Annotated in this window: 25 protein-coding genes and 1 tRNA gene; 6 read left to right on the forward strand and 20 right to left on the reverse strand. The window is 61.7% G+C overall.

Annotated elements, in window-relative coordinates; all coding sequences use genetic code 11:
* A tRNA-Met gene (locus tag BT125_RS19980) sits at positions 1-73 on the reverse strand.
* Between the two features lie 282 nt (positions 74-355).
* Here BT125_RS19980 and dinB point away from each other — a divergent pair.
* A complete protein-coding gene (gene dinB / locus BT125_RS19985) occupies positions 356-1,417 on the forward strand; it encodes a DNA polymerase IV (protein ID WP_072409558.1) in 1,062 nt (353 codons plus the stop codon).
* Between the two features lie 183 nt (positions 1,418-1,600).
* Here dinB and BT125_RS19990 read toward each other — a convergent pair whose 3' ends face one another.
* From BT125_RS19990 to BT125_RS20005, 4 genes are all read right to left on the reverse strand, one after another.
* Positions 1,601-2,554, reverse strand: a complete 954-nt coding sequence (locus BT125_RS19990; RefSeq protein ID WP_072409560.1) for a hypothetical protein — start codon at positions 2,552-2,554, stop codon at positions 1,601-1,603.
* Positions 2,555-2,571: 17 nt separating this feature from the next.
* A complete protein-coding gene (locus BT125_RS19995) occupies positions 2,572-4,287 on the reverse strand; it encodes a proline--tRNA ligase (RefSeq protein WP_072409562.1) in 1,716 nt (571 codons plus the stop codon).
* Between the two features lie 129 nt (positions 4,288-4,416).
* Positions 4,417-5,976, reverse strand: coding sequence for an AmpG family muropeptide MFS transporter (locus BT125_RS20000; RefSeq protein ID WP_072409564.1), 1,560 nt, complete (start codon positions 5,974-5,976; stop codon positions 4,417-4,419).
* Positions 5,977-6,020: 44 nt separating this feature from the next.
* Positions 6,021-6,374 (reverse strand): MGMT family protein, encoded by a 354-nt coding sequence (locus BT125_RS20005; RefSeq protein WP_072409566.1) that lies wholly within the window; start codon positions 6,372-6,374, stop codon positions 6,021-6,023.
* Between the two features lie 157 nt (positions 6,375-6,531).
* Here BT125_RS20005 and BT125_RS20010 point away from each other — a divergent pair, with 157 nt between their 5' ends.
* Positions 6,532-7,539, forward strand: coding sequence for a DUF481 domain-containing protein (locus tag BT125_RS20010; RefSeq protein ID WP_072409568.1), 1,008 nt, complete (start codon positions 6,532-6,534; stop codon positions 7,537-7,539).
* A gap of 193 nt (positions 7,540-7,732) precedes the next feature.
* On the opposite strand, the gene BT125_RS20015 is transcribed toward BT125_RS20010, so the two are convergent.
* Positions 7,733-7,942: a cold-shock protein gene (locus BT125_RS20015; RefSeq protein ID WP_002554837.1), complete on the reverse strand. Its 210-nt coding sequence runs from the start codon at positions 7,940-7,942 to the stop codon at positions 7,733-7,735.
* A gap of 354 nt (positions 7,943-8,296) precedes the next feature.
* On the opposite strand from BT125_RS20015, the gene dcd reads away from it, so the two are divergent.
* Positions 8,297-8,863, forward strand: a complete 567-nt coding sequence (gene dcd / locus BT125_RS20020; protein ID WP_003184751.1) for a dCTP deaminase — start codon at positions 8,297-8,299, stop codon at positions 8,861-8,863.
* Positions 8,864-8,966: 103 nt separating this feature from the next.
* The gene (locus BT125_RS20025; protein ID WP_041022879.1) at positions 8,967-9,173 is read left to right on the forward strand and encodes a hypothetical protein; all 207 of its coding nucleotides are present in this window, start codon (positions 8,967-8,969) and stop codon (positions 9,171-9,173) included.
* 40 nt (positions 9,174-9,213) lie between these two features.
* Here BT125_RS20025 and pdeM read toward each other — a convergent pair whose 3' ends face one another.
* The 10 genes from pdeM to BT125_RS20075 form a co-directional block, all read right to left on the reverse strand.
* Positions 9,214-9,870 (reverse strand): ligase-associated DNA damage response endonuclease PdeM, encoded by a 657-nt coding sequence (gene pdeM / locus BT125_RS20030; RefSeq protein ID WP_072409570.1) that lies wholly within the window; start codon positions 9,868-9,870, stop codon positions 9,214-9,216.
* A complete protein-coding gene (locus BT125_RS20035) occupies positions 9,870-12,356 on the reverse strand; it encodes a ligase-associated DNA damage response DEXH box helicase (RefSeq protein ID WP_072409572.1) in 2,487 nt (828 codons plus the stop codon). The genes pdeM and BT125_RS20035 overlap by 1 nt, the downstream gene beginning before the upstream one ends.
* A gap of 242 nt (positions 12,357-12,598) precedes the next feature.
* Positions 12,599-13,363, reverse strand: a complete 765-nt coding sequence (locus BT125_RS20040) for an ABC transporter ATP-binding protein (protein WP_072409574.1) — start codon at positions 13,361-13,363, stop codon at positions 12,599-12,601.
* A gap of 13 nt (positions 13,364-13,376) precedes the next feature.
* Entirely contained in the window at positions 13,377-14,495 is a 1,119-nt protein-coding gene (locus BT125_RS20045) for a succinylglutamate desuccinylase/aspartoacylase family protein (protein ID WP_072409576.1), read from the reverse strand.
* Between the two features lie 27 nt (positions 14,496-14,522).
* Positions 14,523-15,233, reverse strand: a complete 711-nt coding sequence (locus BT125_RS20050) for an ABC transporter permease (RefSeq protein WP_053118991.1) — start codon at positions 15,231-15,233, stop codon at positions 14,523-14,525.
* Entirely contained in the window at positions 15,230-15,958 is a 729-nt protein-coding gene (locus BT125_RS20055; protein WP_060743074.1) for an ABC transporter permease, read from the reverse strand. Before BT125_RS20055 ends, BT125_RS20050 begins: the two co-directional genes overlap by 4 nt.
* Positions 15,959-16,015: 57 nt before the next feature.
* Positions 16,016-16,798: a transporter substrate-binding domain-containing protein gene (locus tag BT125_RS20060; protein WP_072409578.1), complete on the reverse strand. Its 783-nt coding sequence runs from the start codon at positions 16,796-16,798 to the stop codon at positions 16,016-16,018.
* 310 nt (positions 16,799-17,108) lie between these two features.
* A complete protein-coding gene (locus tag BT125_RS20065) occupies positions 17,109-18,797 on the reverse strand; it encodes an ATP-dependent DNA ligase (RefSeq protein ID WP_072409580.1) in 1,689 nt (562 codons plus the stop codon).
* Entirely contained in the window at positions 18,794-19,825 is a 1,032-nt protein-coding gene (locus tag BT125_RS20070; RefSeq protein ID WP_072409582.1) for a ligase-associated DNA damage response exonuclease, read from the reverse strand. Before BT125_RS20070 ends, BT125_RS20065 begins: the two co-directional genes overlap by 4 nt.
* Positions 19,826-20,036: 211 nt before the next feature.
* A complete protein-coding gene (locus tag BT125_RS20075) occupies positions 20,037-22,487 on the reverse strand; it encodes a penicillin acylase family protein (protein WP_072409584.1) in 2,451 nt (816 codons plus the stop codon).
* A gap of 208 nt (positions 22,488-22,695) precedes the next feature.
* On the opposite strand from BT125_RS20075, the gene BT125_RS20080 reads away from it, so the two are divergent.
* A complete protein-coding gene (locus BT125_RS20080) occupies positions 22,696-23,253 on the forward strand; it encodes a cysteine hydrolase family protein (protein ID WP_072409586.1) in 558 nt (185 codons plus the stop codon).
* A gap of 291 nt (positions 23,254-23,544) precedes the next feature.
* On the opposite strand, the gene BT125_RS20085 is transcribed toward BT125_RS20080, so the two are convergent.
* The 4 genes from BT125_RS20085 to BT125_RS20100 all read right to left on the reverse strand — a co-directional run bounded on the left by BT125_RS20085 (position 23,545) and on the right by BT125_RS20100 (position 25,304).
* Positions 23,545-23,754 carry an SEC-C metal-binding domain-containing protein gene (locus tag BT125_RS20085; protein WP_072409589.1) on the reverse strand — a complete coding sequence of 70 codons (210 nt, stop codon included), beginning with the start codon at positions 23,752-23,754 and terminating at the stop codon, positions 23,545-23,547.
* A gap of 5 nt (positions 23,755-23,759) precedes the next feature.
* On the reverse strand, positions 23,760-24,245 hold the full coding sequence (locus BT125_RS20090) for an LEA/WHy family protein (RefSeq protein WP_072409591.1): 486 nt from the start codon (positions 24,243-24,245) through the stop codon (positions 23,760-23,762).
* Between the two features lie 70 nt (positions 24,246-24,315).
* Positions 24,316-24,804, reverse strand: a complete 489-nt coding sequence (locus BT125_RS20095; protein WP_072409593.1) for a YchJ family protein — start codon at positions 24,802-24,804, stop codon at positions 24,316-24,318.
* Between the two features lie 2 nt (positions 24,805-24,806).
* The gene (locus BT125_RS20100; protein ID WP_060738918.1) at positions 24,807-25,304 is read right to left on the reverse strand and encodes a DUF6231 family protein; all 498 of its coding nucleotides are present in this window, start codon (positions 25,302-25,304) and stop codon (positions 24,807-24,809) included.
* A gap of 191 nt (positions 25,305-25,495) precedes the next feature.
* On the opposite strand from BT125_RS20100, the gene BT125_RS20105 reads away from it, so the two are divergent.
* On the forward strand, positions 25,496-26,194 hold the full coding sequence (locus BT125_RS20105) for a PA1041 family peptidoglycan-binding anchor lipoprotein (RefSeq protein WP_072409595.1): 699 nt from the start codon (positions 25,496-25,498) through the stop codon (positions 26,192-26,194).
* The last annotated feature ends 55 nt before the right edge of the window (positions 26,195-26,249 follow it).

The following is a 26,249-nucleotide window of genomic DNA, read 5'->3' on the forward strand; positions in this document are numbered from 1 at the left end:
TGCGGGAGCCGGATTTGAACCGACGACCTTCGGGTTATGAGCCCGACGAGCTACCAGACTGCTCCATCCCGCGTCTGTGTGGCGGCATTCTACAGAGGATCGAGCCGCTGTCAACCCTTGCGTCATAAAAAACTGTTCCGCTTCAAGCGCTTAGCCTTCCGTGTGGGCATTGTGACAGCGCTGTGACGCAGGCCTGGCAAGGGCTGAAGCTCTATTGGAGGGGGCGTTACGATTGAAGAAGTAAATTTGTGTAGGTGTTTTCGAAGCCCGACGAAGGATCTTTCAAACTACTGGTGCTATATACAGGTGCCGGTGCGATACTGGTGGCCCGATTCGTCCCGCACCCTGTTCTTCTATGACGCAACGTAAAATCATCCATGTCGACTGTGACTGTTTCTATGCCGCTATCGAGATGCGCGATGATCCGCGGCTGGCCGGCAAGCCCATGGCGGTGGGGGGCTCGGCGGATCGGCGAGGTGTGATTGCCACTTGTAACTACGAAGCGCGGGCCTACGGCGTACGCTCGGCCATGTCTTCCGGCCACGCCTTGAAGCTTTGCCCGGACCTTACCATCGTCAAGCCACGGATGGAGGCCTATCGGGAAGCGTCGAAGGAAATTCATACGATTTTCAGCGATTACACCGACCTGATCGAGCCACTGTCCCTGGACGAGGCCTACCTGGATGTATCTGCCAGTGCTCATTTCGGCGGCAGTGCCACCCGCATCGCCCAGGACATTCGTCGGCGTGTCTCCAACCAGCTGCACATCACTGTGTCCGCCGGCGTCGCGCCGAACAAGTTCCTGGCCAAGATCGCCAGTGACTGGAAAAAGCCCAACGGATTGTTTGTCATCACCCCGGACCAGGTCGAGGATTTTGTCTCGGCCCTGCCGGTCAGCAAGCTCCACGGTGTAGGCAAGGTCACCGCCGAGAAGCTGAACCGGCTCGGTATCGTCGATTGCCTGCAGTTGCGTCAGTGGGACAAGCTGGCGCTGGTGCGCGAATTCGGCAGTTTCGGTGAGCGGCTCTGGAGCCTGGCCCGTGGAATCGATGAACGTCTGGTGCACAACGATAGCCGACGGCAGTCCATCAGTGTGGAAAACACCTACGATGTCGACCTGCCCGACCTGGTGAGTTGTCTCGACAAACTGCCGGAACTGATGGAAACCCTCAAAGGGCGCATGGCGCGGATCGACAGCAGTTATCGACCGGGCAAGCCGTTCGTCAAAGTGAAGTTTCACGACTTCACCCAGACCACACTGGAACAGGCCGGGGCAGGGCGGGACCTGGGCAGTTATCAGTTGCTGTTGACCCAGGCGTTCAACCGGGGCGGCAAGCCGGTGCGGTTATTGGGGATCGGGGTGCGGCTGGAAGATTTGCGGGGTGGGTTCGAGCAGTTGGAGTTGTTCGAGCGATGAGACTGCTTGGCTGAATGCCTTGTCTTGCTCTTGTGGCGAGGGAGCTTGCTCCCGCTGGGGCTGTAGGAGCTGCCGAAGGCTGCGATCTTTTGATCTTTCGCTTGAGACTCAAGTGTCTGGGGAAAGGTCGCAGCCTCGCTTCGCTCGACAGCTCCTACAGGTCCAGTGGGAGCAAAGGGGGTTTCAGTGAGCCCCTGGATCCGCCACCAACCGCCCGCCATCCTTGGTCAGGGCTTTCATGAATTCGGTCTGCAACTCTGGATCGTTGCGCGTCAGTTCGATCAGGCTCTGTTCCAGTTCGCTGGCCTCTTCTTCAAGTCCCAGCTCCGACAGGCGCTTGACCCGATGAACCCACTGGCTCACCTCGTCGTCTTCCAGATCGTCGTAGATCAGTGCGTGAGCTTCCAGCAGTTTGCTGCGCAAGGTGCTGCTGATGCTCAGGGATGAGTCGGTGTGCACTTCGTCCTGGGCATCCGTCACGCTGATCTGCAATTTGCCGAACTGGCTCAGGTCCTGTTCGGCGAACGGGCTTTCCAGCAGGTTCAAGCGCAGCACGCCGTTACGGTCAGTGCTCAGCTCGAAGGTCTGCCGGGCGGCCTTGACCTCCACCGGGCGTTCGCTCCAGGGCAGGCTCGAGTGTTCCGTGCGCTTGTCGCGCTGGACTTCGTCGATGCCCGCCAGATTCTGCTGGGCACGGCCATGGGAGGGGACGTTCATGAACGGGTTGAGCCCGGCGAAACCGTAGCTGATCCAGTCGCGGGTCGCTGTGTCTGGCAGGTTGCCGAGGGCGAACACATTGACCACGTTCGCACCGACACCGGCCACCACGGCCACCGCGCCCAGGGGGATCTCGTAGATCTCGCGCCAGGGTTGGTACGGCGTGTAGCGATCGTAATGGCGGGTGACCTCGAACTCAGTGACTTCGAAGGTCTTCTGCTCATTGATGCGCACCCGGCGCTGCGGCAGGTCGAGCACCTTCGGTTCGCCCACGTCGATTTGCAGGCTGTGGTCGAGCAGTTTGCGCTCGACCCGCTCTTCGTGCTCGCTGCGTTGTGACATTTGGTTGGCACAGCCGCTGACCAGCAGGGCGCCGCACAGGGCGGCGCCACCGAGGCCTAAGGTGTTTCGCTTGAACATGACGTCTCTATCTGGTGTCAGCGGCGGATACGGGCCTGGAGGAACGACAGCACGTCGGCGACCGGCAGCGCTTGCGGCTCGGCCTCGGTGCGGCTCTTGTATTCCAGGTTGCCTTCGGCCAGGCCACGGTCACTGACGACGATCCGGTGGGGGATGCCGATCAGTTCCATGTCCGCGAACTTGATGCCGGGGCTGGTTTTCTTGTCGCGGTCGTCCAGCAGCACTTCGAAGCCGGCGGCCGTCAGTTCGGCGTAGAGCTTGTCGGTGGCTTCACGCACCAGGTCGGTTTCATAGCGCAGCGGCACCAGGGCCACCTGGAACGGCGCCAGTGTGTCGCTCCAGATGATGCCTTTCTCGTCGTTGTTCTGCTCGATGGCGGCTGCTACCACGCGGGAAACGCCGATGCCGTAGCAACCCATTTCCAGGGTGACCGGCTTGCCGTTCTCGCCCAGCACTTCGCACTTCATCGCCTTGCTGTACTTGTTGCCCAGCTGGAAGATGTGCCCGACCTCGATGCCCCGCTTGATTTCCAGGGTGCCCTTGCCATCGGGGCTCGGGTCGCCGGCCACGACATTGCGCAGGTCCGCGACGGTTGGAACCGGCAGGTCGCGTTCCCAGTTCACGCCGAAGTAGTGCTTGTCGTCGATGTTGGCACCGATGGCGAAGTCGCTCATCAATGCCACCGAACGGTCGATGATGATAGGCAGTGGCAGGTTCAACGGGCCGAGGGAGCCGGCGCCGGCGCCAATGGCGTCGCGCAGGTCGGCTTCGGTGGCCATGACCAGCGGGCTGGCGACGCCTGGCTGGTTGGCGGCCTTGATTTCATTCAGTTCGTGGTCGCCACGGACGATCAGGGCAATCAGCTTGCCGGCTTCTTCCGCCCGCACGATCAGGGTCTTGATGGTGCGCTCGATCGGCAGGTTGTAGCCTTCCACCAACTGGGCAATGGTCTTGGCGTTCGGCGTGTCCACCAGGCGCAGCTCTTCGGTCGGCGCGGCGCGGGTAGTTTCCCGAGGCACGGCTTCGGCCTTCTCGATGTTCGCGGCGTAGTCGGAGCCGTTGCTGAAGACGATGTCGTCTTCGCCGGACTCGGCCAGTACGTGGAACTCGTGGGAACCGGCGCCACCGATGGAACCGTTGTCGGCTTCAACCGGACGGAACTTCAGGCCCAGGCGGGTGAACACGTTGCAATACGCCTGGTGCATGCGGTCGTAGGTGACCTGCAGCGAAGCCAGGTCGGCATGGAACGAGTAGGCGTCCTTCATGATGAATTCGCGACCGCGCATCAGGCCGAAGCGTGGACGGATCTCGTCACGGAACTTGGTCTGGATCTGGTACAGGTTGATGGGCAACTGCTTGTAGCTGCTCAACTCGTTGCGCATCAGATCGGTGATCACTTCTTCGTGGGTCGGGCCTGCACAGAAGTCGCGACCGTGACGGTCTTTGATGCGCAGCAGCTCAGGGCCGTATTCTTCCCAGCGTCCCGATTCCTGCCACAGCTCGGCCGGTTGGGTGCCCGGCATCAATACTTCCAGGGCGCCAGCGGCGTCCATCTCTTCACGAACGATGGCTTCCACCTTGCGCATGACGCGCAAACCCATCGGCAGCCAGGTGTACAGGCCGGAAGCGAGCTTGCGGATCATGCCGGCACGCAGCATCAACTGATGGCTGATCACGACGGCGTCGGAAGGCGTTTCTTTCTGTGTGGCGAGCAAATATTGACTGGTGCGCATGGTTGGCCGTTGTCGGTTGCTGATGACGAGAAGTGACGGAGCATTGTACGGGCGAGATGCCCTGGCGTACAGGCGCGTGGCCGGTCGCCAGGTGCGAACGCCGGTTTCCCCGGCGTTTGCTGAAGTTTCCTACGACTCTTCCGCGGGCCGAGTGGGCGCCGGCTCCTCGGTGGGTGTCGAATCCTGGCGACGGTTCTCCTGGAACCAGTGCAAGGCGATCAGCAGCAGGGTCGGCACGCCCAGCAGGGCGGTGATCAGGAAGAAATTGTGGTAGCCGAACTTCTCCACCATCACCCCTGAATAACCCCCGATCAAGCGCGGCAGCAACAGCATGATCGAGCTGAGCAGGGCGTATTGGGTGGCGGAGAATTTCAGGTTGGTGAGGCTCGACAGGTAGGCGACGAACGCCGACGTGGCCAGGCCGGAGCTGAAGTTGTCCAGGGAGATGGTGACAATCAACATCTTCAGGTTGGCGCCCATGTCGGTCAGCATCAGGAAGAGGATATTGGTGGCGGCCGAAGCGACACCGCCGATGAACAGGATGGGCAGGATGCCGAAACGTACGATCAGCAGGCCGCCCATGCCGGCACCGACGAGGGTCATGATCAGCCCGAAAATCTTGCTGACGCTGGCGATCTGGTCCTTGGTGAACCCTTGGTCGATGTAGAACACGTTGGCCATGACGCCCATGACCGTGTCGGACATCCGATAGGTTGCGATCAGCCCGAGCAGCAGCAGGGCCTGCCAGCGATAACGCAGGATGAAATCATTGATCGGCGTCAGAACCGGCGCCAGTCCGCGCCGACCCATGGCCGACAGGCACAGGGCGGTCAGGATGGTATAGAGGATGGCCCGCAGGAACGCGCGGTCTTCGAGCAGCAGGTCGAGCAGGCTGACGCCCTCGAACAGCACGCTGGCGAAGTCGGTGTTGAACAGCTGGGTAAACATCGCCGGGACGGAGACCAGCAGCACGATCAGCACGAATACCGACGCCAACTGATGAACGAACGTGTAGCGTCCGGCCTGCAATTGGGTACGCAGCGGCACCGGCGGCTCGCGCATGAACAGCGAGGTGAGAAGCGCCGGGACCATCAGCACGCCGAACAACAGGTAAGTACCGGCCCATGCCGAGTGTTTGTAGTTGAAACCGGTGGAGCCAAAGCCTTCGGCGAAGAACAGGGCGCCGGCGGTGGCCAGTAGCGCGGCGATGCGGTAACCGGACATGTAGCTGGCGGCGAGCGCGGCCTGGCGGGTGTCGTCGGCGATTTCCAGGCGATAGGCGTCGACGGCGATGTCCTGTGTCGCGGAGGCGAAGGCTACGATCACGGCGATGGCGATCAACCATGACAGGTGTTTTTGTGGGTCACAGAAACCCATGCCGATCAGGCCGAGGATCACCAGAGCCTGGGAGAGCACCAGCCATGAGCGACGGCGCCCCAGTTTGCCCAGCAGCGGCAGGCGCCATTGGTCGAGCAGTGGCGACCAGACCCATTTAAAGGCGTATGCCAGACCGATCAGGCTCGCGTAGCCGATGGTTTCGCGGGCCACGCCGGCTTCGCGCAACCAGACTGAAAGCGTGGAAAACACCAGCATGTATGGCAAGCCGGCGGCGAAGCCAAGCAGCAACAGCACGAGCGTTGAGGGACTGGCATAGGCGGCGAGGGCGGCGCGCCAGGTTTTACGGGGCATGGGCTGGAGTCTGCCTCAAAAATTGCGAAAACAAAGCGCGCACTCTAACCGCTGTGCTCTACCGGGCGCCAGCCATGGCGCTGAATATCAACACGATTGTTCAGGACACTGATCCCTTCCAGGCGCAGGCGTGCGCGCTGTTCATCCCCCGAGGCGCTGCCTGCCGGCAGGCTGATCCGACCGCCGGCACCCAATACCCGATGCCAGGGCAGCTTGGTGTCGTTTGGCAGTTGGCTGAGGGTTCGCCCGACCCAGCGCGCCGCGCGCCCCAGGCCGGCCATTTCGGCGAGTTGGCCATAGGTGACGACTTTGCCCGCCGGCACTTGGGCCAGGGTCAGGTAAAGGGTCGTGCGGCGGATCTGGGCGGCGTTCTCGGTGTCCGCAGAGGTGTCAGTCACGTAAAGGTTCCTGAATGAGGTGTCCGTCTGTAGATTAATTCCTACAGGACGGGTTGAGAAATGAACTCATCCGCCCTACACGGGTCAGTCCTTGCTGAGGTGTCATCCTGGGGGATAATGCCGCCTTTTCACTGAAAACTTGAGCCCATTATCGCTTATGTTGTCTAGAACCCTGTTGTGCCTAGCTGTTACCAGCGCCTCCATGCCCTTGCTTGCCGATACCGTCTGGTTGAAGAACGGTGACAAGCTGACCGGTAAAATCACCGTTTTCGATGGCGGCAAGTTGCTGATCCAGACTGATTACGCCGGCGCAGTTCCTATTGATTGGAAGCAGGTCAAGACCCTCGAAAGCGACCAGCAATTGCTGGTCAAGCAGGATGCCTACACCGGCGAGAAGGCCAAGGCGCTGCAGGCCGCCGAGGATGGTAAGGTCACCCTGGCCAACGGTGATGCGCCCAAGACCGTCGAGCTGGCCAGCATCCAGCAGATCCTCAAGCCCAAGCCGGTGGTCGAGGATCTGGTATGGAAGGGCAATATCGATGCCGCACTGGATTACAAGCGCGCGGAAAACGATACCGACGATTACGATGTCGACTTCAAGACCTCGGCGCGCCACGGCAGATGGCGGCATAACGCTGAAGGCGAATACAACCGTGAATTCCAGGACGACGTGGTGTCGACCGACAACTGGCGCCTGGAGTATTCCCTCGACCGGTTTTTCACTGATAAATGGTTTTGGCAAGGCCGCTTGAATTATAAGCGCGACAAGGTCGAAGACTTGGCGCGCCAGCGCGTCGTGGGTACCGGTCCGGGCTACCAGTTCTGGGATGACGAGCTGGGTGCGTTCTCCCTGGGCTCGCTGTTGAACCGCACCGACTACGAATACCGCGATGGCGGCAAGGATAACTTCTATTCTGTGGCCATGAAGTGGGACTACAACCGCTACCTGATTGGCAAGCGCGTCGAGTTCTTCACCAACGGCGAAGTGGGCAAGCCGCTGTCCGGTGTGGCGGAGTACGCCTATGACGCTGAGATGGGGCTGCGCTACAAGGTCACCGACTGGGCGTCACTCAACCTCAAGGCCGAGAAGGATGTCATTGAAGGTACTGAAGACAGTGACTTGAGCAGGACGCGGTACACGGCCGGGTTTGGCGTGACCTGGTAATCCAGGCCAAGGAAAAAACAGTGTGGGAGCGGGCTTGCTCGCGAAGGCGGTGTGTCAGTCAGTAATGATGTTGCTGACCCGCCGCTTTCGCGAGCAAGCCCGCTCCCACATTGATTTTTTGTGCCTGCAAAACACCCAGGCACAAAAAAGCCCCGCTTTTGAGGGCGGGGCCTTTTACTAAAGCAAGTGCAAGTTAGATAACTTGAACTTCTTCAGCTTGCATGCCTTTCTGACCGCGGGTAGCGATGAAAGAAACCTGTTGGCCTTCTTTCAGGCTTTTGAAGCCGTCGGATTGGATAGCTTTGAAGTGAACGAACAGGTCGTCACCGGATTGTGGGGTGATGAAGCCGAAGCCTTTTTCATCGTTGAACCACTTAACGGTACCGGTTTGGCGATTAGACATGGTGTAACTCCTTGAACAAAGATAACTGCGACTCAGGAAGAACCCTGGCCGAGACTGAGTGCAAAGAGCAGGAAAAATTCTTGTAGATGGTTGGATCGAAATTCAACATATCGTGTAGAGATTCTCAGTGACACAAGCAACACAGTGGCGCCACCTTAACCCTTTTTCCAGAATGTGCCAATGGTCTTTGCGAAGGTTTCTCTTATTTGGTGACTGACGGCGCGGGCGATGGCCGGCAGGACCCGGAAATCAAGGTGGATCGGCGAGATTTGCGTGCTGCGCTTTGAACCCGGCCCCGTGCCCCGGTAAGATGCCGGACGTATTTTTTCCACCTCGCTATTTCAGGAAATCGCCATGAGCATCAAATCGGACAAGTGGATTCGCCGCATGGCGCAAGAGCACGGCATGATCGAGCCCTTCGTCGAGCGCCAGATGCGTGGCGAAGGCGCCGACCGGCTGATCTCCTTCGGTGTCTCCAGCTACGGCTACGACGTGCGCTGCGCCGACGAATTCAAGGTGTTCACCAACATCAATTCGGCCACCGTCGACCCGAAGAACTTCGACGAGAAGAGCTTCGTCGACGTCAAGAGCGACGTTTGCATCATCCCGCCGAACTCCTTCGCCCTGGCCCGCACCGTCGAATACTTCCGCATTCCGCGCAACGTGCTGACCATCTGCCTGGGCAAGAGCACCTACGCCCGTTGCGGCATCATCGTCAACGTCACGCCCCTGGAACCCGAGTGGGAAGGCCACGTGACCCTGGAATTCTCCAACACCACCACCCTGCCGGCGAAAATCTACGCCAACGAAGGTGTGGCGCAGATGCTGTTCCTTGAATCCGATGAAGAATGCGAAGTCTCCTACAAAGATCGTGGCGGCAAATACCAGGGCCAGCGCGGCGTGACGCTGCCGCGTACCTGAATCTGACGAGCTGTTTGGAATTCCTGAGCGGGCAGACACTCTATTGCGTGTACTGCCCGTTTTTGTGCGTCAGCGCAGCGGGCCTTCGCTCAGGAGTTGCTCTATGAAGATCGATCCGCGAATCAGTGCCGAGCTGGCAAGGCTTGAGCCCAACCAGATCGGCGTCATGGCCTGGTCACTGCTGGCACACCCTGCCGAAGCGGCAGGCGGCATCCCCGGCCAGCCCGATCCCGATACGCCCAATGAACAGCCTACCGAACCCGGCGAACCTACCCTGCCGGACGAGCCGCCTCCTGCGCCTGTTGCCTGATGAGACGCTGGCCCGTCAGCGGTAGCGCAGGCAGAGTACTTCAGTTGACGGGCCATATTTCGTTATCGCCGATGACAAAAATCCTGCAATCGCTGTCTTGATCGACTCGATAACCGCCTGTGAACGCGCCGAAGGCCGGTAGCAGGCTGATTTCGCTGCCCAGCCGAAAGCAAGCCAGGCGCAGGCGTTGCCGGCCCTTGCCACTCAAGTGGTAGACCGGGTGCACGTGGCCGGCCAGTACATGGCGGCTGGGGTGGGGGGTAGGCTCGTGTTGCACGGCGAAAGGGCCCAGTAGCAACGGCTCCGGTACGACGCGAATGTTCAGCGTTGGCGGTGGGTCGCCGGCGCGTTTGTCGTGGTTGCCACGAATCAGCGTCATGGCCAGGTGCGGATGTCGTTCACGCCAATCGGAAAGTGCCTTCAAGGTGCCGGGTGCGTGGGAGCCAGGACCGTGGAGAAAATCCCCGAGAAAGATCAACTGCCGACACGCCAGGCTGGCCAGTAATGCATCCAGCACCGCGATATTGCTAGCGGTGGTGCCGTGGGGCACCGGTTGCCCGAGGCGACGATAGGCGGCGGCCTTGCCGAAATGAACGTCGGCCACCATCAAGGTTTCCTGGGCGGGCCAATACAAGGCTTTTTCCGGGAGCAACCAGAGCGCTTCGCCGGCCAGGCTGACAGGATACGGCGCTGGCATCAGACGTCACCGCGATCGGCAGTCTTTTCCAGCTCGCTGACCATCCGCCGGATGCGGTCGGCGAGTTTTTCCGAGCTCATGCTTTCCCGGAACCGCTCCACCAGCAGCGGGAACCCGAGTGGGGTGGGGCGTTTGATCATGTGCAGGTCCAGCTTCAAGGTATTGAGGCGTTGCAAGGTCTGCTCCAGTCGACGGATATCCAATTCTTCACGCAAGACTTCCTCCCCGGCCTGGGCCAGCAACAGATTGTCGGCGTCGTATTGTTTGAACACCTGGAAGAACAACCCGCTGGAGGCCTGGACTTGCCGGGTGCTTTTCGGCGCACCGGGGTAGCCGGCGAAGACCAGCCCGGCGATCCGGGCGATTTCGCGAAAGCGCCTCAGGGCCAGTTCCCCGGCATTCAAGCTCGCGAGCACGTCGTTCAGCAGGTGATCGATGCTCAGCAGGCTCGGGGTCAGGTAGTGCGACCAATCCACTGCCGTGGCGCTGAGCAGTTCCAAGCCGTAGTCGTTGACCGCAATGGAAAACGTCAGCGGCTGTTGCCGACTGACGCGCCAGGCCAGCAGGCTGGCCAGACCCAGATGCACTTGGCGCCCGGCAAATGGGTACAGGAACAGATGCCAGCCTTCCCGGGACTTGAGGCCTTCGGCCAGCAAGGTCTGTTGCGTAGGCAAACCCGACCAACGTTGCTGGGTCAACAGCAGGGGCTGCACGGCTTGCATCTCCGGGCCCTCGAAGCGGCCCGCGGCGGCTTCGCTCAACCGGGCCACGACAGCGGCCGCCAGTTCGCTGGAAAGTGGCATGCGCCCGCCGTTCCAGCGTGGCACAGCGGCCTTCTTGGCCTGGCTGCGTCGCACATAGGCGGTCATGTCTTCGACCCGGACCAATTCCAGCAGTCGCCCGGCGAACAGGAAACCGTCGCCGGGTCGCAGGCGAGCGATGAAGCCTTCCTCGACGCTGCCCAGGGTCTTGCCGCCGCCGCCCTTGCTCCAGAACTTCAATTGCAGGCTGGCATCGCTGACGATGGTACCGATGCTCATGCGGTGACGCCGGGCCAGGCGGGCGTCGGGCACGCGCCAGACCCCGTGTTCGTCCGGTTCGACCCGTTGGTAATCGGGGTAGGCGGTCAATGACAGGCCGCCGTGGCGTACAAAGGCCAGGGCCCAGGCCCATTCGGCCGGATTGAGGTCGCGGTAGGCCCAGGCTCCCCGCACCTCCTCGAACAACTCGTCGGGAACGAAGCCGCCGCCCAGGGCCATGCTCACCAAATGCTGCACCAGGACGTCCAGTGGCTTGTGCGGCGATTCGCGAGGTTCGATGCGCCGCTGGGCCACGGCGTCCTGGGCGGCGGCGGCTTCGATCAACTCCAGGCTGTGGGTCGGCACCAGTGTCACCCGTGAGGCCCGCCCCGGTGCGTGACCGGAGCGTCCGGCCCGTTGCATCAGCCGCGCCACGCCCTTGGCCGAGCCAATCTGCAGCACCCGTTCCACCGGCAGGAAGTCCACCCCCAGGTCCAGGCTGGAGGTGCAGACCACCGCTTTGAGCTGACCATCCTTCAATGCCTGTTCCACCCAATCCCGGGTGTCACGCGACAGGGAGCTATGGTGCAGGGCGATCAGCCCGGCCCAATCGGGTCTCGCCTCAAGAAGCGCCTGATACCAGATTTCCGACTGTGCCCGGGTGTTGGTGAAGACCAGGCAGCTGCGGCTGGTGTCGATTTCAGTAACGACCTGAGGCAGCATTTTCAGGCCAATGTGCCCAGCCCACGGGAAACGTTCGAGGGCCGGGGGCAGCAGCGTGTCGACCTGCAGCGCCTTGCTGTTGGCCCCTTGGACGCTGATTGCGTTGCCTTGCGGGATTAGCACTTGCTCGGCGTGGGCTTGGTTACCGAGGGTTGCGGACACGCCCCAGACGATGAGTTCGGGATGCCAGTGCCGCAAGCGCGCCAGGGCCAGTTGCAACTGCACGCCACGTTTGTTGCCGAGCAATTCGTGCCATTCATCCACCACGACCATGCGCAGGGTTGAGACAGCGGCTTGCGCATCGGCCCGGGCGAGCATCAGGGTCAGGCTTTCCGGCGTGGTGATCAGCGCGGTGGGCAGGCGCCGGCCCTGCCGGGCGCGTTCGCTGGCGCTGGTGTCGCCCGTGCGCAGACCGACACTCCAGGGCACTTGCAGGTCTGCCAGGGGCGCTTCGAGGGCCTTGCCGGTGTCGGCCGCCAATGCGCGCATCGGCGTGATCCACAGGACGGTCAGCGGTTCGGCCGGCGGCTTGCGTTTGCGTGGTTTGGCCGGCGGCGGTGCCGGGCGGGCGAAACGGTTGAGGGCGGCAAACCACGCGGCATAGGTCTTGCCGGCACCGGTGCTGGCGTGCAACAGCCCGGACTCCCCCCGCTTGACCGCGGCCCATACCTGCTTCTGAAAGGCAAACGGCTTCCAGCCGCGGGCGCCGAACCACTGATTTGCGAAATTGTTGGATGTCGCCATGCCTGCCGCGTGCGTCCTGGAAGTCCTTCTTCAGTGACCACGGCGGGATGTGAAAGGTTTTAAAAACCCTTTGGCGAGGGGATTTATCCCCGTTGGGCTGCGAAGCAGCCCCAAAAAAGCTCAAGAATAATTTGCCAGACGCACCGAGGTGATCAACTGAAGGGCAGCTTCGCAGCCCAGCGGGGATAAATCCCCTCGCCACAAGAGCAGTGCCTGGCTCCTCAATTCAGGTGTGCCGCGGTTTACTTCAGGTTGCCACTGAGAAACTGTTTGAGCCGTTCGCTCTTGGGGTTGCCCAGTACGTCTTCCGGCGCGCCTTCTTCTTCCACCAGACCCTGGTGCAGGAACAGCACCTGGTTCGAGACTTTGCGGGCGAAGCTCATTTCGTGGGTCACCATGATCATGGTCCGGCCCTCTTCGGCCAGGCCCTGGATCACCTTCAGCACTTCGCCCACCAGCTCCGGGTCCAGGGCAGAAGTGGGTTCGTCGAACAGCATCACCTCTGGCTCCATCGCCAGGGCTCGGGCAATGGCCACGCGCTGTTGCTGGCCGCCGGAGAGGAAAGCGGGGTACTGCTCGGCAACCCGTGCCGGCAGGCCGACCTTGTCGAGATAACGACGCGCACGGTCGTCGGCTTCCTGCTTGCTCACACCCAACACCCGGCGCGGCGCCATGGTGATGTTTTCCAGCACGGTCATGTGGCTCCACAGGTTGAAATGCTGGAACACCATGGCCAGGCGCGTGCGGATGCGTTGCAGTTCGTCGGCGTCGGCCACGTGCATGCCATGGCGGTCCTTGATCATCTGGATCGGCTGACCGTCCAGGGTCATGGCGCCGTCATTGGGTTGTTCCAGGAAGTTGATACAGCGCAGAAAGGTACTTTTGCCCGAGCCGCTGGCGCCGATCAGGCTGATGACGTCGCCGGTCTTGGCCTTGAGCGAAACGCCTTTGAGTACTTCATGTTCGCCATAGCTTTTATGCAGGCCTTCGATGGTCAGTTTGTACATGGAGCATGCATCCTCAAGGCGAAAGTAGGTAGCCGCTGCGGTAGGCCTCGGTGCCGGCGACATGGGCGATCACCATGCCGGCGGTCGCCATGCGGCGCAGCGAACGGGCGTACAGCAGCCCGGCGTTACGGCAATGAACAGGGGTGACGGTGTCGTTGACCGGATCGATGACTTCCGCGATCAGCTGCCCTGCCTCCAGGTATTCGCCGGGCAGGGCGCTGTAGACCAGCAACCCGCCCACGGGCGTGGCCACCGGCTCGACTGCGGCCAGCGGCGTGGCCGGGTAGGGCAGCTCAGGCATGGGCATCGGTTCGCCGTCGATGGCGCCGAAGCGGATCAGGTATTCGATCAAGGCCTGGCAGTCGAGGCTCGCCAGACCATGGTTGACGTCACCCTGGCCACGCAACTCCACGGTCACCGAAAAACTGCCCAGGGGAATCTCGAAGCGTTCGCCGAAGCGTTCCTTGAGTTGCCACCAGAGCAGGGTGAAACATTCGTCGAACGACTGGCCGCCTGAATCGGTCGCCAGCAGGCTGGCTTCGGCACCGATGTAGCGGGCCAGCGGCTCGACCTGCGGCCAGGCTTCTGGCGTGGTGTAGAGGTGGGCCACGGCTTCGAAGTCGCAATGCAGGTCCAGCACCATGTCGGCGTCGCAGGCCAGCCGTTGCAGGGCCAGGCGCAGGGATTGCAATTGGGTGCCAGGGGTCTGTCGGGCGAGGGCATCGCGCAGGCTGGTGCGGATCAGCATCAGGTTGTGCTGGGGATCGTCGGTGAGCAGGTCCTGGATTTCGTTGCCGATCTCTTCGCTCAGGTCGACGAAGCGGCGGTTGAAGTTCTGCCCGCTTTCGGTTTCGTAGCGACCCAGGGGCACGTCCATCAGCACTTGTTCGAGGCCGATGGGGTTGGCGACCGGCACCAGCACGATCTCGTGGCGCAGGTGGCCGGACGCCTCGAGCTCGGCCAAGCGTTGCTTGAGGTGCCAGGCGACCAGCATGCCCGGCAGTTCATCGGCGTGCAGGGACGACTGGATATAGATTTTGCCGACGGCTTTTTCCGGGCCGAAATGGAAGCTGTGAATCTTGCGTGCGGTCCCCGGTACCGGGGCCAGCAGGTCATGGATCTGGTGGCGCATGTGCGTGTGTGTCCTGGAACAAAAGCCCTAGTGGGTCGGCCCGAGGAAGGCCAGCCACCGGCGTTCGGCGAGGCGGAAGAGGCCCACCAGCGCAAAGGTGACGGTCAGGTAGATCAACGCGGCGATCCCGAACGACTGGAACGTCAGGAACGTCGCCGAGTTGGCATCCCGGGCGACTTTCAGCACGTCTGGAACGGTAGCGGTGAACGCCACGGTCGTCGAGTGCAGCATCAAGATGACTTCGTTGCTGTAGTACGGCAGCGAGCGGCGCAGCGCCGACGGCATGATCACGTAGGCGTACAGTTTCCAACCGGTCAGGCCGTAGGCCTTGGCCGCTTCCACTTCGCCATGGTTCATGCTGCGAATCGCCCCGGCGAAAATTTCCGTGGTGTAGGCGCAGGTGTTCAAGGCGAATGCCAGGATCGTGCAGTTCATCGCGTCGCGAAAGAAACTGTCAAGCATGGGTTGAGCGCGCACCGCCTCGATGCTGTAGATGCCGGTGTAGCAGATCAGCAACTGGATATAGAGCGGCGTGCCACGGAACAGGTAGGTGTAGAACTGCACGGGCCAGCGTACGTAGAACTTGGGCGAAACCCGGGCGATGGACAGCGGAATCGACACCACGAAGCCGATCAGCAGCGAGGCACTGAGCAGCCACAGGGTCATGGCCAGGCCAGTGATGTTGACACCGTCGCTGTACAGGAATGGCCGCCAGTATTCTTGCAGGAGTTCGATCATCGCACCGCCTCCCGGGCTCCGGCGGCGTAGCGGCGTTCAAGCCAGCGCAGGATGAAATTGGACGCGCTGGTGATCAGCAGATAAATCAGCGCCGCCAGTACCAGGAAGTAGAACAGCTGGTAGGTGCTCTTGCCCGCATCCTGGGCCGCCTTGACCAGGTCGGCCAGGCCGATGATCGATACCAGCGCGGTGGCCTTGAGCATCACCATCCAGTTGTTGCCGATACCCGGCAGGGCGAAACGCATCATTTGCGGGAACACCACGAAGCGAAAGCGTTGGCCACGCTTGAGGCCATAAGCCGTGGCGGCTTCGACCTGGCCCCGGGGGACCGCGAGGATCGCGCCGCGAAAGGTTTCGGTGAAGTACGCGCCATAGATGAAGCCCAGGGTGATCACCCCGGCGCCGAATGGGTCGATCTCGATGTATTCCCATTCCATGAAGTCGGTGAACGAGGTCAGCCAGGTTTGCAGGCTGTAGAAGATCAGCAGCATCAGCACCAGGTCCGGCACACCGCGGATCAGCGTGGTGTAGAGCTGGGCAGGGATTCGCAGCAGTTTGACGCGGGACAGCTTGGCACTGGCGCCCAGCAGGCCGAGCAAGACGCTCAACAACAAGGACAGGGCCGACAGCTTGATGGTCATCCAGGTGCCTTGCATCAGCAGCGGGCCGAAGCCCTGCAGGCTGAAGGCGGAGAGCCCCAGATTTTGTAGGAGTTGTTCGAACATGAAAGAGGCCTTTGGCAGAAAAAAAGCGCCCATCCGAGACCGGATGGGCGCCGCGCATTATTTGCCGCTGTACAGATTCAGATCGCCAAAGTGTTTTTTCTGGATTTCGGCGTACTTGCCGTCTTCGTGTAACGCTTTGATACCTTTATCCAAAAGGGCCTTCAGCTCACTGTTACCTTTCTTGATACCGATGGCGGTCTTGGAGGGCAGCAGTTCGCTGTCCACCGGCTTGCTGATTTCATAGCCTTCGCCTTTTGGCGACTTCAGGAAGCCCAGCTCCGCCTGGAGCATGTCCTGGATCGCGGCGTCGAGGCGGCCGGAGGTCAGGTCGGCATAAACCTGGTCCTGGTTCTGGTAGGCCTGGGTCTTGACGCCGGCCTTGTCTAGCACGGCCTTGGCGTAGGCTTCCTGGATGGTGCCTTGCTCGTAGCCGACGGTCTTGCCTTTGAGCGAGGCAACGTCTTCGCTCAGGCCCGAGCCCTTCTTGAAGACATAGGCCGTTGGGCCGGAGAACAGCTCGCTGGAGAAATCGATGACTTTTTCCCGGGCCGGGGTCACGGTCATGGAGGAGATCACACCGTCGAATTTATTGGCCTTGAGGCCCGGGATCATGCCGTCGAAATCGCTTTCGACCCATTTGCATTTGACCTTCAGCTCTGCGCAGATCGCATTGCCCAGGTCGATGTCGAAACCAACCAGGCTGCCGTCGGCCGCCTTGGACTCGAACGGGGCGTAGGAAGGGTCGACACCAAAACGCAGTTCCTTGTATTCCTTGGCTGTGGCGACGCCAGCGGCCATGCACAACGCCAGTGCAGAAAGGGTCAGCAGTGCTTTTTTCATTATTGAGTCCCTAAAACCAATTTGAGCGCTTGTGGCGCGTAAGATTGTTACCGGTGAAGGTCTGAACGGTATGACGGCATAAAGGTAGCAATTTCCGAACCATAGTGCCGAACAAGTGTTTTAAAAGCACGGGTGGCGGGAGACGGAACGCAATGGTGCGCGAGGATGAGCGTACATCAAAAAGCGCACCGTGATAGCGCGCGCGTTGCCGGGAATATACTGCTCGGGAGGATAATCCGTAGGGGAACTTGTCCCCTCACCACAAGGTGGTCAGCCTTTCGTTGACCAACTCCGGAACGGCAGGAGGATTTTATTTCAGCAGATCCTGCAGCGTCGCCAACGTGTCGGCTTCATCGACGCGCTTGTCCTGGCGCCAGCGCAACATCCGCGGAAACCGCACGGCGATCCCGCTCTTGTGGCGCTTGGACAAGGCGATGCCTTCGAAGCCCAGTTCAAACACCAGGGTGGGGGTGACGCTGCTCACCGGGCCGAACTTCTCAACGGTGGTCTTGCGCACGATGCTGTCGACCTGACGCATTTCTGCATCGGTCAGCCCTGAATAGGCCTTGGCGAATGGCACCAGGGTGCGCTCGCGACTGTCTGGCGGGTTGTCCCACACGGCGAAGGTGTAGTCGCTGTAGAGGCTGGCGCGTCGGCCGTGGCCGCGCTGGGCGTAGATCAGCACCGCGTCGACGCTGAACGGGTCGATCTTCCATTTCCACCACACGCCCATGTCCTTGGTGCGTCCGACGCCGTACAGCGCGTTGCGGGCCTTGAGCATCATGCCCTCGACACCGAGGCTGCGAGAGGCTTCGCGCTGCCGGGCGAGGTCGAGCCAGTCCTGCCCGGTGACGATCGGCGAGGGCAACAGCACCGGGCTGTGGATACGGGCGATCAGTGCTTCCAATTGTTCGCGGCGCTCGGCCTGGGGGCGGCTGCGCCAATCCTCGCCTTGCCACTCCAACAGGTCGTAGGCCATCACCGCCACGGGGGCGTCGTCGAGGATTTTCTTGCCCAGGGTCTTGCGACCGATGCGCTGTTGCAACAGGGCGAAGGGTTGTACCGCCGGCTGCAACGGTGCATCTGGGTCGAAGGCGTCTTCGGTGACCGACTGAGGGGCTTTCCAAACCACAATTTCACCGTCGATCACCGTGCCGTCAGGCAACGCCTGGGCCAGTGAATGCAATTCCGGAAATCGCTCAGTGACCAATTCCTCGCCTCGCGACCAGACCCACAAATGGCCGTCGCGTTTGATCACCTGGGACCGGATGCCGTCCCACTTCCATTCCACCTGCCAGTCGCTGGCCGGCCCCAGCAGCGCGTCGAATTGCTCCACTGGCGCAGACAACGCATGGGCCAGGAAAAACGGATAAGGCTGGCCGCCGCGCTGGGCATGTTCATCGTCGGACTCGGCCGCGATCAGTTTGAGGTAGCTGGCGGCCGTGGGACGATGGGACAGGTCGGTGTAGCCCACCAGGCGTTGGGCCACCCGTTTGCTGTCCAGCCCGGCCATGGCCGCCAGGGCCCGGGTCACCAACAGTTTGGATACGCCTACCCGGAAACTGCCGGTGATGAGTTTGATGCAAAGCATCAGGCTCGGCCGGTCGAGCTGCGCCCACAGCGCCGGAAGCCGTTCAGCCAGGACGTCGGGCGACTCACCGCGCAACGGCAGCAGTTTCTCTTCGATCCACAGCGCCAGGCCTTCATCGGAGCTGTGGGGCGATTCGGGTAATACCAGCGAAATGGTTTCGGCCAGGTCGCCCACGGCCTGATAACTTTCTTCGAACAGCCAGAGCGATAACCCGGATACCTGGACCGCCAACTCCCGCAGGATTTTTACCGGCACCAATTGCCGTGGACGCCCGCCGGAAAGGAAATACACGGCCCACGCCGCGTCCTGGGGAGGGGCCTTGCTGAAATAGTCCTGCATGGCGGTGAGCTTGGCATTGCTGGAGGTGGTGGCGTCCAGTTCGGCGTACAACTCGGCGAAGGCTTTCATGGCGCCTCCTCACCGCTGTCGGTGGCCGTAGCGAGGTCTTCTTCGTCGTCGCCGTATTCGGTAGTGAACCCCTGGGCATCGAGGCCTTGCTCGCACAAGTGGCGCACCAGTACGGCGACTGACCCGTGGGTGACCATCACCCGTTCGGCGCCGGTCTGTTCGATGGCCCAGAGCAGGCCAGGCCAGTCGGCGTGGTCGGACAGCACAAAACCCCGGTCCACGCCGCGCCGCCGACGCGTACCGCGCAGGCGCATCCAGCCGCTGGCGAAGGCGTCGCTGTAGTCGCCGAAGCGGCGCATCCAGCTACTGCCTCCGGCAGAGGGGGGGGCGATGACCAGGGCCTGGCCCATGATCGGGTCGTTCTTCTTGATATCGCCGGCATAGATCGTTGGCGGGAGATGAACCCCGGCCTCGCGGTAGACCCGATTTAGCGGTTCCACCGCCCCATGGGCCAGGATCGGGCCGAGGCTTTCATCGATGCCGTGGAGAATCCGCTGGGCCTTGCCGAAGGAATAGCAGAACAACACGCTGGCCCGGCCGACGGCGATGTTCCCGCGCCACCACTGATTGATCTCGTCGAAAATCTGCACCTGGGGTTGCCAGCGGTAGATCGGCAGGCCAAAGGTCGATTCGGTGATAAAGGTATGGCATTTCACCGGCTCGAACGGGGTGCAGGTGCCGTCAGGCTCGACTTTGTAATCCCCCGACGCCACCCAGATCTCGCCTTGATATTCCAGCCGCACCTGGGCCGAGCCCAGCACATGGCCGGCGGGATGAAAGCTCAAGGTCACGCCATGGTGCGACAGGCGTTCGCCGTAGGGCAGGGTTTGCAGGTTGATATCCTGGCCCAGGCGTGACCGCAGGATGCCTTCGCCGGGTGCCGCTGCCAAATAGTGTTGGTTGCCACTGCGGGCATGGTCGCCGTGGGCGTGGGTAATGACCGAGCGTTCAACCGGACGCCACGGGTCGATGTAGAAATCTCCGGGCGGGCAGTACAGGCCTTCGGGGCGGGCAATGACAAGATCCATGCAATCACCGGAGCGATGGGCTTGTCAGGTAGAGGCGCAGGCGAGGGGGGAAGTTCTATCGGATTTAGTGGGGGATGGACTGACGCCATCGCGAGCAAGCTCGCTCCCACATTGGCTTTGTGTCGAATCGCAATACGGATTCAACATCGGCCCCTATGGGAGCGAGCTTGCTCGCGATCGGGTGCGCAGCGCCCGCAAAAAAGGGCTGCAGTTACTTGCCAGGCACCAACGTCAACCGCGTCTTGCCATACGCCCGATCGAAGTTCTGCGATTGCAACGGCAGGCTCTGGTACTGCCCCTTGATCCACGGATCGATGCCATTGGCATAGTGCGGGCTGACCGGGTTGCCGGACTGGCCGGCGCCGTCCTGGATCATCAACGGTTCGGGCTGGCCGAAGTCAACGATAAAGCGCATGGCCGGCGCCAGGGTGGTGGTGAAATCCTGGCCCCAGGCGAACGCCGCCGTGTTGATCGTGGTGGCGTCGCCACCGGCCGGCAGTGGGCCGCGTACGATCTGGCCGTTGCTGTTCTTCCAGGCGTAGCGATGCAATTGGCCCCATTGCCAGGCCTTGTGGTCACCGCCCAACTGACTGTCACCGGCGTTGATGGTGGCGGCCAGGCTGCGGGCGAGGATAACGGCCTTGTCTTCTTTCTGAGGGGTGCGCACATCGTCCCAGAACGGGCTGTCTTCACGCCCCAGCAGATGATCGGCCTGGGCCGAGTAGGACAATTGGCCGTTGGCGACCAGTGCCTGCCACGCCGGGCTGCTGTCCGGGCCCAGCTCGTCGAGGAAAATCTGCTTCATGCTTTCCTGCAGGAACAGCTCATAGGTCGCCGCGTCGGCGGAGGTCGGGCTGAGCCGGCCATCGAATGCCATCAAGCGGGTATAGGCCTCGCGAGCCTTGGCCCGGTCAGCCACTGGCAGGGCTTCGATGGCCTGTTTGAGCGGCTGGGCCATGCCCGGGGCTTCGAAGACTCGCTTGAGCTTGGCCGCGAACGTCGTGCTCTGGTCGTATTGCATGGCGGTCAGGCTGCGGGTGTCGTGCTTGCCTGCGCCGGCCAGCTCGGCCATGCGTTCGCCACGCTCCGGCGAAGCCCAGGAATTGGACAGTTGCATGCCGTAGCCATGGGGAATGACCCGTTGGTTGGCCGTGCCGAGCCAGCCTTGGGCCGGGTCTTGATCGTAGGGGTGCAGCATCGGGTCGGCGTAACCGTCCCAATCGTAGCGACCGTCCCAGCCCGGCGACGGCAACAGACCCTCGCCTTCACGACGGTTCGGGTAGCGACCGGTGACTTGCCAGCCGATATGGCTGGCGTCGGCAAAGACCAGGTTCACGGCCATGGCGCGGATTTCCCGGCTGGCGTCGGAAGCTTTCTCGACGTTCTGCGCCCGGGACAGGTCGAAGAAGGCGTCCAGGGTCTTGTCGTCGCTGAAGTTCGGCATCTGCAAGGCCAGGCCAAAGCCGTTGGCCATGGTCGGGCCTTGGGCGCTGTTGAGCAACGGGCCGTGGCGGGTTTCGAACACCGCTTCACGAATCGGCCGCTGGCCTTTGACGAAGTAGGTTTCGTTGCGCACGATCGCCGGTTGCCATTTGCCGTTGACCTCGTAGGACAGGCCATTGCCCTGGCGCCGGATTTTTTCCAGGAACAGGTCCTGGTTGTCCCCCAGCACGCTGGTCATGCTCCAGGCCACTTTGCCGTTGAACCCGGCCAGGATCATCGGGATGCCCGCCACGGAAATCCCGGCCGCCTGGTACTTGGGCGCGCGGATCTGTACCGGGCTCCACAGCCCTGGCATGCCCAGCGGCCCGTGGCTGTCGCTGGCCAGCAGGCTCTTGCCGCTGCGGCTGCGTTGTGGCGCGATGGCCCAGTTGCTTGAAGACGCAGCACCCAACAGGTTCAGCCCGGCCAACTGGTGGGTGGCCTTGCTGATTTCGTTCAGGCCCGGGATCTGGCCATTGAGGCGAAGGCCCTGGAGCTTGTCGGCCTCGGCCACGGGCAGTTGCTCGTCCGGATAGGACGGGCTCAGCCAGGCGAGTTTGTCGTTGGTGACGGTCTGGACCAGCACCAGGTTGGCGATTTCTTCCGGCAGGTTGGCTGACTGGCTGAAGTTCAGCAGGCAGAACATCAGCGCCGAATCTTCCGGTTTCCAGTATTCCGGTTTGTAACCGGTGGTGGCCAGGTCCGACGGCAACTTGTCGCGGTAGCGGAACAGGTAGGCGTTTACACCACGGGCATAAACTTCGAAGAAACGCTTGAGCCGTGGCGAAGACGCTTTGTACAGCTCGTCGGCGTTTTTCTTCAGGTTGACGGCGCGCATGTAGCGGTCGACCTCCAGCCGTTCGGCGCCGGACATCTCTGCCAACCGCCCTTGGGCCAGCAGGCGCAGGGTCACCATCTGGGTGATGCGGTCGCTGGCATGGACGTAGCCGAGGGTGAACAAGGCGTCATGGAAGCTGTTGCTTTCGATCAGCGGCATGCCCGTGGCGTTGCGGCGGACCGAGACGTTCTGCGCCAGCCCCTTGAGCGGTTGCACACCGGACGTGGGCGGGACCGTGTCCTGGGCATTCCAGGTCTGGCATCCGCTCAAACCGAGCACACTGGCCACTGCGGCGGCAACGCCGAGCCGGGGGATGAAGGAAATAGAGGCTGGCGAGGCCATGGCAAAGCTCCTGCGGGAGGGGGGTGGCACCAATAAAGGCGCTACGTTAGTGAGCAGGCGGGGGCCGCGCAAGCGGGGGCGAGGGTTATTTGTTGATTTGGCGATGAAAGCCCAGGACCGGGTCATCGCTTTTGCCCGAAGGCTTGCCTGTTGGAAAAGGTAATGCTCAAGTGTGGGACATTCAAAGACCGATCAAGAGAAAACCGGCATGGAGCTACAGAACGACGCGGCGCTGATCCTCATCGATCAACAAAAAGGCATCCTTCACCCCAGGCTCGGCCCTCGCAACAACACCGAGGCAGAGCTGCGCATGCTGGAACTGCTGGCTTTCTGGAGGCACACGGCACGACCGGTGATTCACGTCCACCACCTGTCCCGGTCGCCGGACTCGGTGTTCTGGCCGGGGCAGTCGGGGGTGGAGGTCCAGCCACGGTTCGAGCCGAAGGCAGGGGAATGGTTGGTGCAAAAGCAGGTGCCGGATGCGTTCAGTGGCACGCACCTGGAGCAAGACCTGCGCAAAGCCGGAATCAGGCAATTGGTGATCGTCGGTGTGGCAACGCACAACTCGGTGGAGTCCACGGCGCGTACGGCCGGCAATCTGGGATTCGACACCTGGGTGGCCGAGGATGCCTGCTTCACCTTCGACAAGAACGATTACTTCGGCAACGCCCGTTCGGCAGCCGAAGTGCATGCCATGTCCCTGGGGAACTTGCACGGTGAGTACGCAACGGTGGTCGATGTGAAGCGGATTCTGCAGGCGGGCTGATACAAAGCTGTGAATGGGCCGGCCTCATCGCGAGCAGGCTCGCTCCTACATTGATTCTGCAGTGATCAGTAAATATCGCCTCACCGCAAATCCCCTGTGGGAGCGGGCTTGCTCGCGAAGAGGGCGTGTCAGGTTAATCAATGCCCGCTGACCCACCGCATTCGCGAGCAAGCCCGCTCCCACATTGATTCTTCGGCGATCATTAAATATCGCCTCACCGCACATCTCCTGTGGGAGCGAGCCTGCTCGCGATGATGATTGAACAGACGAAGATAATCTTCGCCCGGACGCTCAAGCCCCGTGGCACTTCTTGAATTTCTTGCCATTGCCACAAGGGCAAGGGTCGTTGCGACCGACATCCTTCAGGGCGTTGCGCACCGGTTCCTGGTGGGCGTGGCCGCAGTTCGGGCCGTGGACGTGGACGTGGCCGTGGTCATGGTCGTGATGATGGTCGTGATCGTGGTTGCAATCAGGGCCGTGGACGTGGGGTTGCTGGGTCATCGGGGTTACTCCGCAATTAAATCGGCGGCGATTATCACGCCATTGCGCTCAAGGTGCACGTAGTGGGCGATGAATAATCCGGTTTCCAGCTCACCTTCCAGACGATAGGGGATCTGTTCCCGGGGTTTCTCCAGCAGCTTCACCACTTCCCGCACCTGTGGCCACAGGTTGGTGCGCACCGGCACCTTGAAGTAGGCGCTGTGCTTGGGACGTACGGTGAACCAGTGCTCATGCTCGCCTTCGGTCAGCAACAGGTCGCCCAGGTGGATGCGGTAGGTCAGGCCGCGAACGGTGAGGTCGCTGTCGCCGGGGTTGTCGACGCGAAAGTGCAGCATGAACTTCTGTTCCAGCAACCTGGCCCGCACCACCTCGACTTTGACCAGATGTACCTGTGGTTCCGGAGCTTCTTCACCTCGCCAGGATGCACAGCCGCCGAATCCAACGAACAGCAGCAGGCAGGTGATGCGTAGCAAGAATGATGGAGGGGTCATGTCCGTGCCTCTGGTTTATCCCCAGTCTAGCCCTATGGGCCGATGGACGAGCGTCGGACGTTTCCTAAATTCAGCGATTGAAGTAGCCGGCGCAGCACTTCTTGAATTTGTGCCCGCTGCCACACGGACAGCTGTCGTTGCGTCCTGTCTTGACCGGCACGGTCGGATCGATGAAATACCAGCGCCCGTCGTTCTGCACGAACGAGGATTGCTCACGGTGGCTATGCTCGCCCTGGCCGTCATGCCAGCGTGCCGTGAACGTGACGAAGGCATGTTCCGGTTGACCGCCGAACACTTCGCTGCTTTCCACCTCCAGCCCCAACCAGGTGCTGTTGGCGCTCCACTCGCTGATGGACTGGCGGTCGAGGCCTTGCTGCTGGGCGGGCAGGGTAGTGGCGACCAGGTAATCCACCAGGCCCAGCACATAGGCGCTATAGCGCGAGCGCATCAAGGCTTCGGCGCAGGGCGCCGGGTGACCGTCGTGGTAGTGGCCGCAGCAGGCCTCCAGCGAGTTGCCACTGCCGCAGGGACAAATGGGCGAATGGGCGCTTGTATTCACAATTACCACCAATATTTTCCAAAGTTTTCCGGGTTGGCCCAGAAACGTGAGTTGAGCCAGTCGGGGACCTGTTTGTATTCAAGCAGATCGTAGGTGAACAGGGTCAACACCTGATCTTCACGCTGGAATCGCTCGCTGGCTTGCAAGGCCAGGGAAAAAAAGTCCGTCTCTTGCCAGCCGCAGGCGTTGAGGTCGGCGAGTACGGCGATGCGGCTGGCGTTGAGATTGCGGATGCCGCCCAACAGGTTCAGACCCTCGCGCTTGGGCAAATGCTCCAGGCAATCGAGCGCCAGGGCCAGGTCAAAACGTCGCGCCGCCACGTCCGCCGGCAGCGCGCCGGGACCGGCGTGGACCACTTCGGTGTCGGGGTGGGCCTGCTGGAATGCTTCGAGTGCGGGAAAGCCGCTGGCACCGATCAACAGCAGTTTTTGCGGGGCATAACGGTCAAGCACGGCCGCCAGGGCTTGCTGGGGCGTACGCGAAGAAATGGCAACGGTCATCGAAGTTCCTCAGTCAGAACCACCACGATAGCCTGCCCGGACAGCATGGCCTAGAGCGGTTTGTCCCTGAACGTGCGGAATCTTCGCAAACACGGGGCGAAAACCCGCGATTGCTCAAGCTGGCGCAGACTCGAAGACGGGTCTTTACTCCCCTGAATCGGCGCAAAGCCGATCCCTCAAGGAGAAACCCGATGAGCATAGTTCGGACAGCGTTACCCCTGGTTCTGCTAACCAGTGTGTTGACTGGTTGCGCAGGTTTGCAGAAAACCGACTGGCCGACCTGTGCGGCCGTCGGCGGTGCGATCGGTGCGGGATTAGGCGCCATAGAAAGCACTTCCTGGGCTGGCGGCGGCGCGCTGTACGTTGGCGGCATGGCGGCAGCTTATTGCTGGGTGCACGGCGATGGCGACGAAGACGGTGATGGCGTGCCGGACAGCCGCGACAAGTGCCCGGGCACACCGAAGGGCGTGCAGGTCGATGCCGATGGCTGCCCGCCGCCTGCTCCGGCGCCGGTGGTTGTTGAAGAAGCCGTGGTGGTCAAGGAAGAAACCATCGTGATCCGCGACGTGCACTTTGAATTCAACAAAGCCACGCTGACCCCGGCCGACAAAGATGTACTGAGCACGGTCGCCACCCGTCTGAAACAGGAAACGTCCACCGCGCAACTGCGGGTCACCGGCCACACCGACAGCGTCGGCAGCGATGCCTACAACCAGAAACTGTCGGAGAAACGGGCCAACTCGGTGGTGCAATACCTGGTCGAAAACGGCGTACCGCGCGCCAGTTTCGTCTCGGTGTCCGGTGCCGGTGAGAGCCAGCCGGTGGCCGATAACAAGACCGCCGATGGGCGCGCAATGAACCGCCGCACGGAAATCAAGATAAACCGCTGAAACCCTTGTCATCCGCGGCTTGTTGAGTTGCGGATGCGGGTCTTTACTCCTGTGT

The organism is Pseudomonas sp. NFACC04-2 (assembly GCF_900119265.1).
In the GTDB taxonomy this organism is placed as follows: domain Bacteria; phylum Pseudomonadota; class Gammaproteobacteria; order Pseudomonadales; family Pseudomonadaceae; genus Aquipseudomonas; species Aquipseudomonas fluorescens_AA.

Bases quoted from the DNA above. Each gene is read 5' to 3' on its own strand.
- dinB (WP_072409558.1), top strand. From the start codon at position 356: ATGACGCAACGTAAAATCATCCATGTCGACTGTGACTGTTTCTATGCC.
- BT125_RS19990 (WP_072409560.1), bottom strand. From the start codon at position 2,554: ATGTTCAAGCGAAACACCTTAGGCCTCGGTGGCGCCGCCCTGTGCGGC.
- BT125_RS19995 (WP_072409562.1), bottom strand. From the start codon at position 4,287: ATGCGCACCAGTCAATATTTGCTCGCCACACAGAAAGAAACGCCTTCC.
- BT125_RS20000 (WP_072409564.1), bottom strand. From the start codon at position 5,976: ATGCCCCGTAAAACCTGGCGCGCCGCCCTCGCCGCCTATGCCAGTCCC.
- BT125_RS20010 (WP_072409568.1), top strand. From the start codon at position 6,532: ATGTTGTCTAGAACCCTGTTGTGCCTAGCTGTTACCAGCGCCTCCATG.
- BT125_RS20015 (WP_002554837.1), bottom strand. From the start codon at position 7,942: ATGTCTAATCGCCAAACCGGTACCGTTAAGTGGTTCAACGATGAAAAA.
- dcd (WP_003184751.1), top strand. From the start codon at position 8,297: ATGAGCATCAAATCGGACAAGTGGATTCGCCGCATGGCGCAAGAGCAC.
- BT125_RS20025 (WP_041022879.1), top strand. From the start codon at position 8,967: ATGAAGATCGATCCGCGAATCAGTGCCGAGCTGGCAAGGCTTGAGCCC.
- pdeM (WP_072409570.1), bottom strand. From the start codon at position 9,870: ATGCCAGCGCCGTATCCTGTCAGCCTGGCCGGCGAAGCGCTCTGGTTG.
- BT125_RS20035 (WP_072409572.1), bottom strand. From the start codon at position 12,356: ATGGCGACATCCAACAATTTCGCAAATCAGTGGTTCGGCGCCCGCGGC.
- BT125_RS20040 (WP_072409574.1), bottom strand. From the start codon at position 13,363: ATGTACAAACTGACCATCGAAGGCCTGCATAAAAGCTATGGCGAACAT.
- BT125_RS20045 (WP_072409576.1), bottom strand. From the start codon at position 14,495: ATGCGCCACCAGATCCATGACCTGCTGGCCCCGGTACCGGGGACCGCA.
- BT125_RS20050 (WP_053118991.1), bottom strand. From the start codon at position 15,233: ATGATCGAACTCCTGCAAGAATACTGGCGGCCATTCCTGTACAGCGAC.
- BT125_RS20055 (WP_060743074.1), bottom strand. From the start codon at position 15,958: ATGTTCGAACAACTCCTACAAAATCTGGGGCTCTCCGCCTTCAGCCTG.
- BT125_RS20060 (WP_072409578.1), bottom strand. From the start codon at position 16,798: ATGAAAAAAGCACTGCTGACCCTTTCTGCACTGGCGTTGTGCATGGCC.
- BT125_RS20065 (WP_072409580.1), bottom strand. From the start codon at position 18,797: ATGAAAGCCTTCGCCGAGTTGTACGCCGAACTGGACGCCACCACCTCC.
- BT125_RS20070 (WP_072409582.1), bottom strand. From the start codon at position 19,825: ATGGATCTTGTCATTGCCCGCCCCGAAGGCCTGTACTGCCCGCCCGGA.
- BT125_RS20075 (WP_072409584.1), bottom strand. From the start codon at position 22,487: ATGGCCTCGCCAGCCTCTATTTCCTTCATCCCCCGGCTCGGCGTTGCC.
- BT125_RS20080 (WP_072409586.1), top strand. From the start codon at position 22,696: ATGGAGCTACAGAACGACGCGGCGCTGATCCTCATCGATCAACAAAAA.
- BT125_RS20085 (WP_072409589.1), bottom strand. From the start codon at position 23,754: ATGACCCAGCAACCCCACGTCCACGGCCCTGATTGCAACCACGATCAC.
- BT125_RS20090 (WP_072409591.1), bottom strand. From the start codon at position 24,245: ATGACCCCTCCATCATTCTTGCTACGCATCACCTGCCTGCTGCTGTTC.
- BT125_RS20100 (WP_060738918.1), bottom strand. From the start codon at position 25,304: ATGACCGTTGCCATTTCTTCGCGTACGCCCCAGCAAGCCCTGGCGGCC.
- BT125_RS20105 (WP_072409595.1), top strand. From the start codon at position 25,496: ATGAGCATAGTTCGGACAGCGTTACCCCTGGTTCTGCTAACCAGTGTG.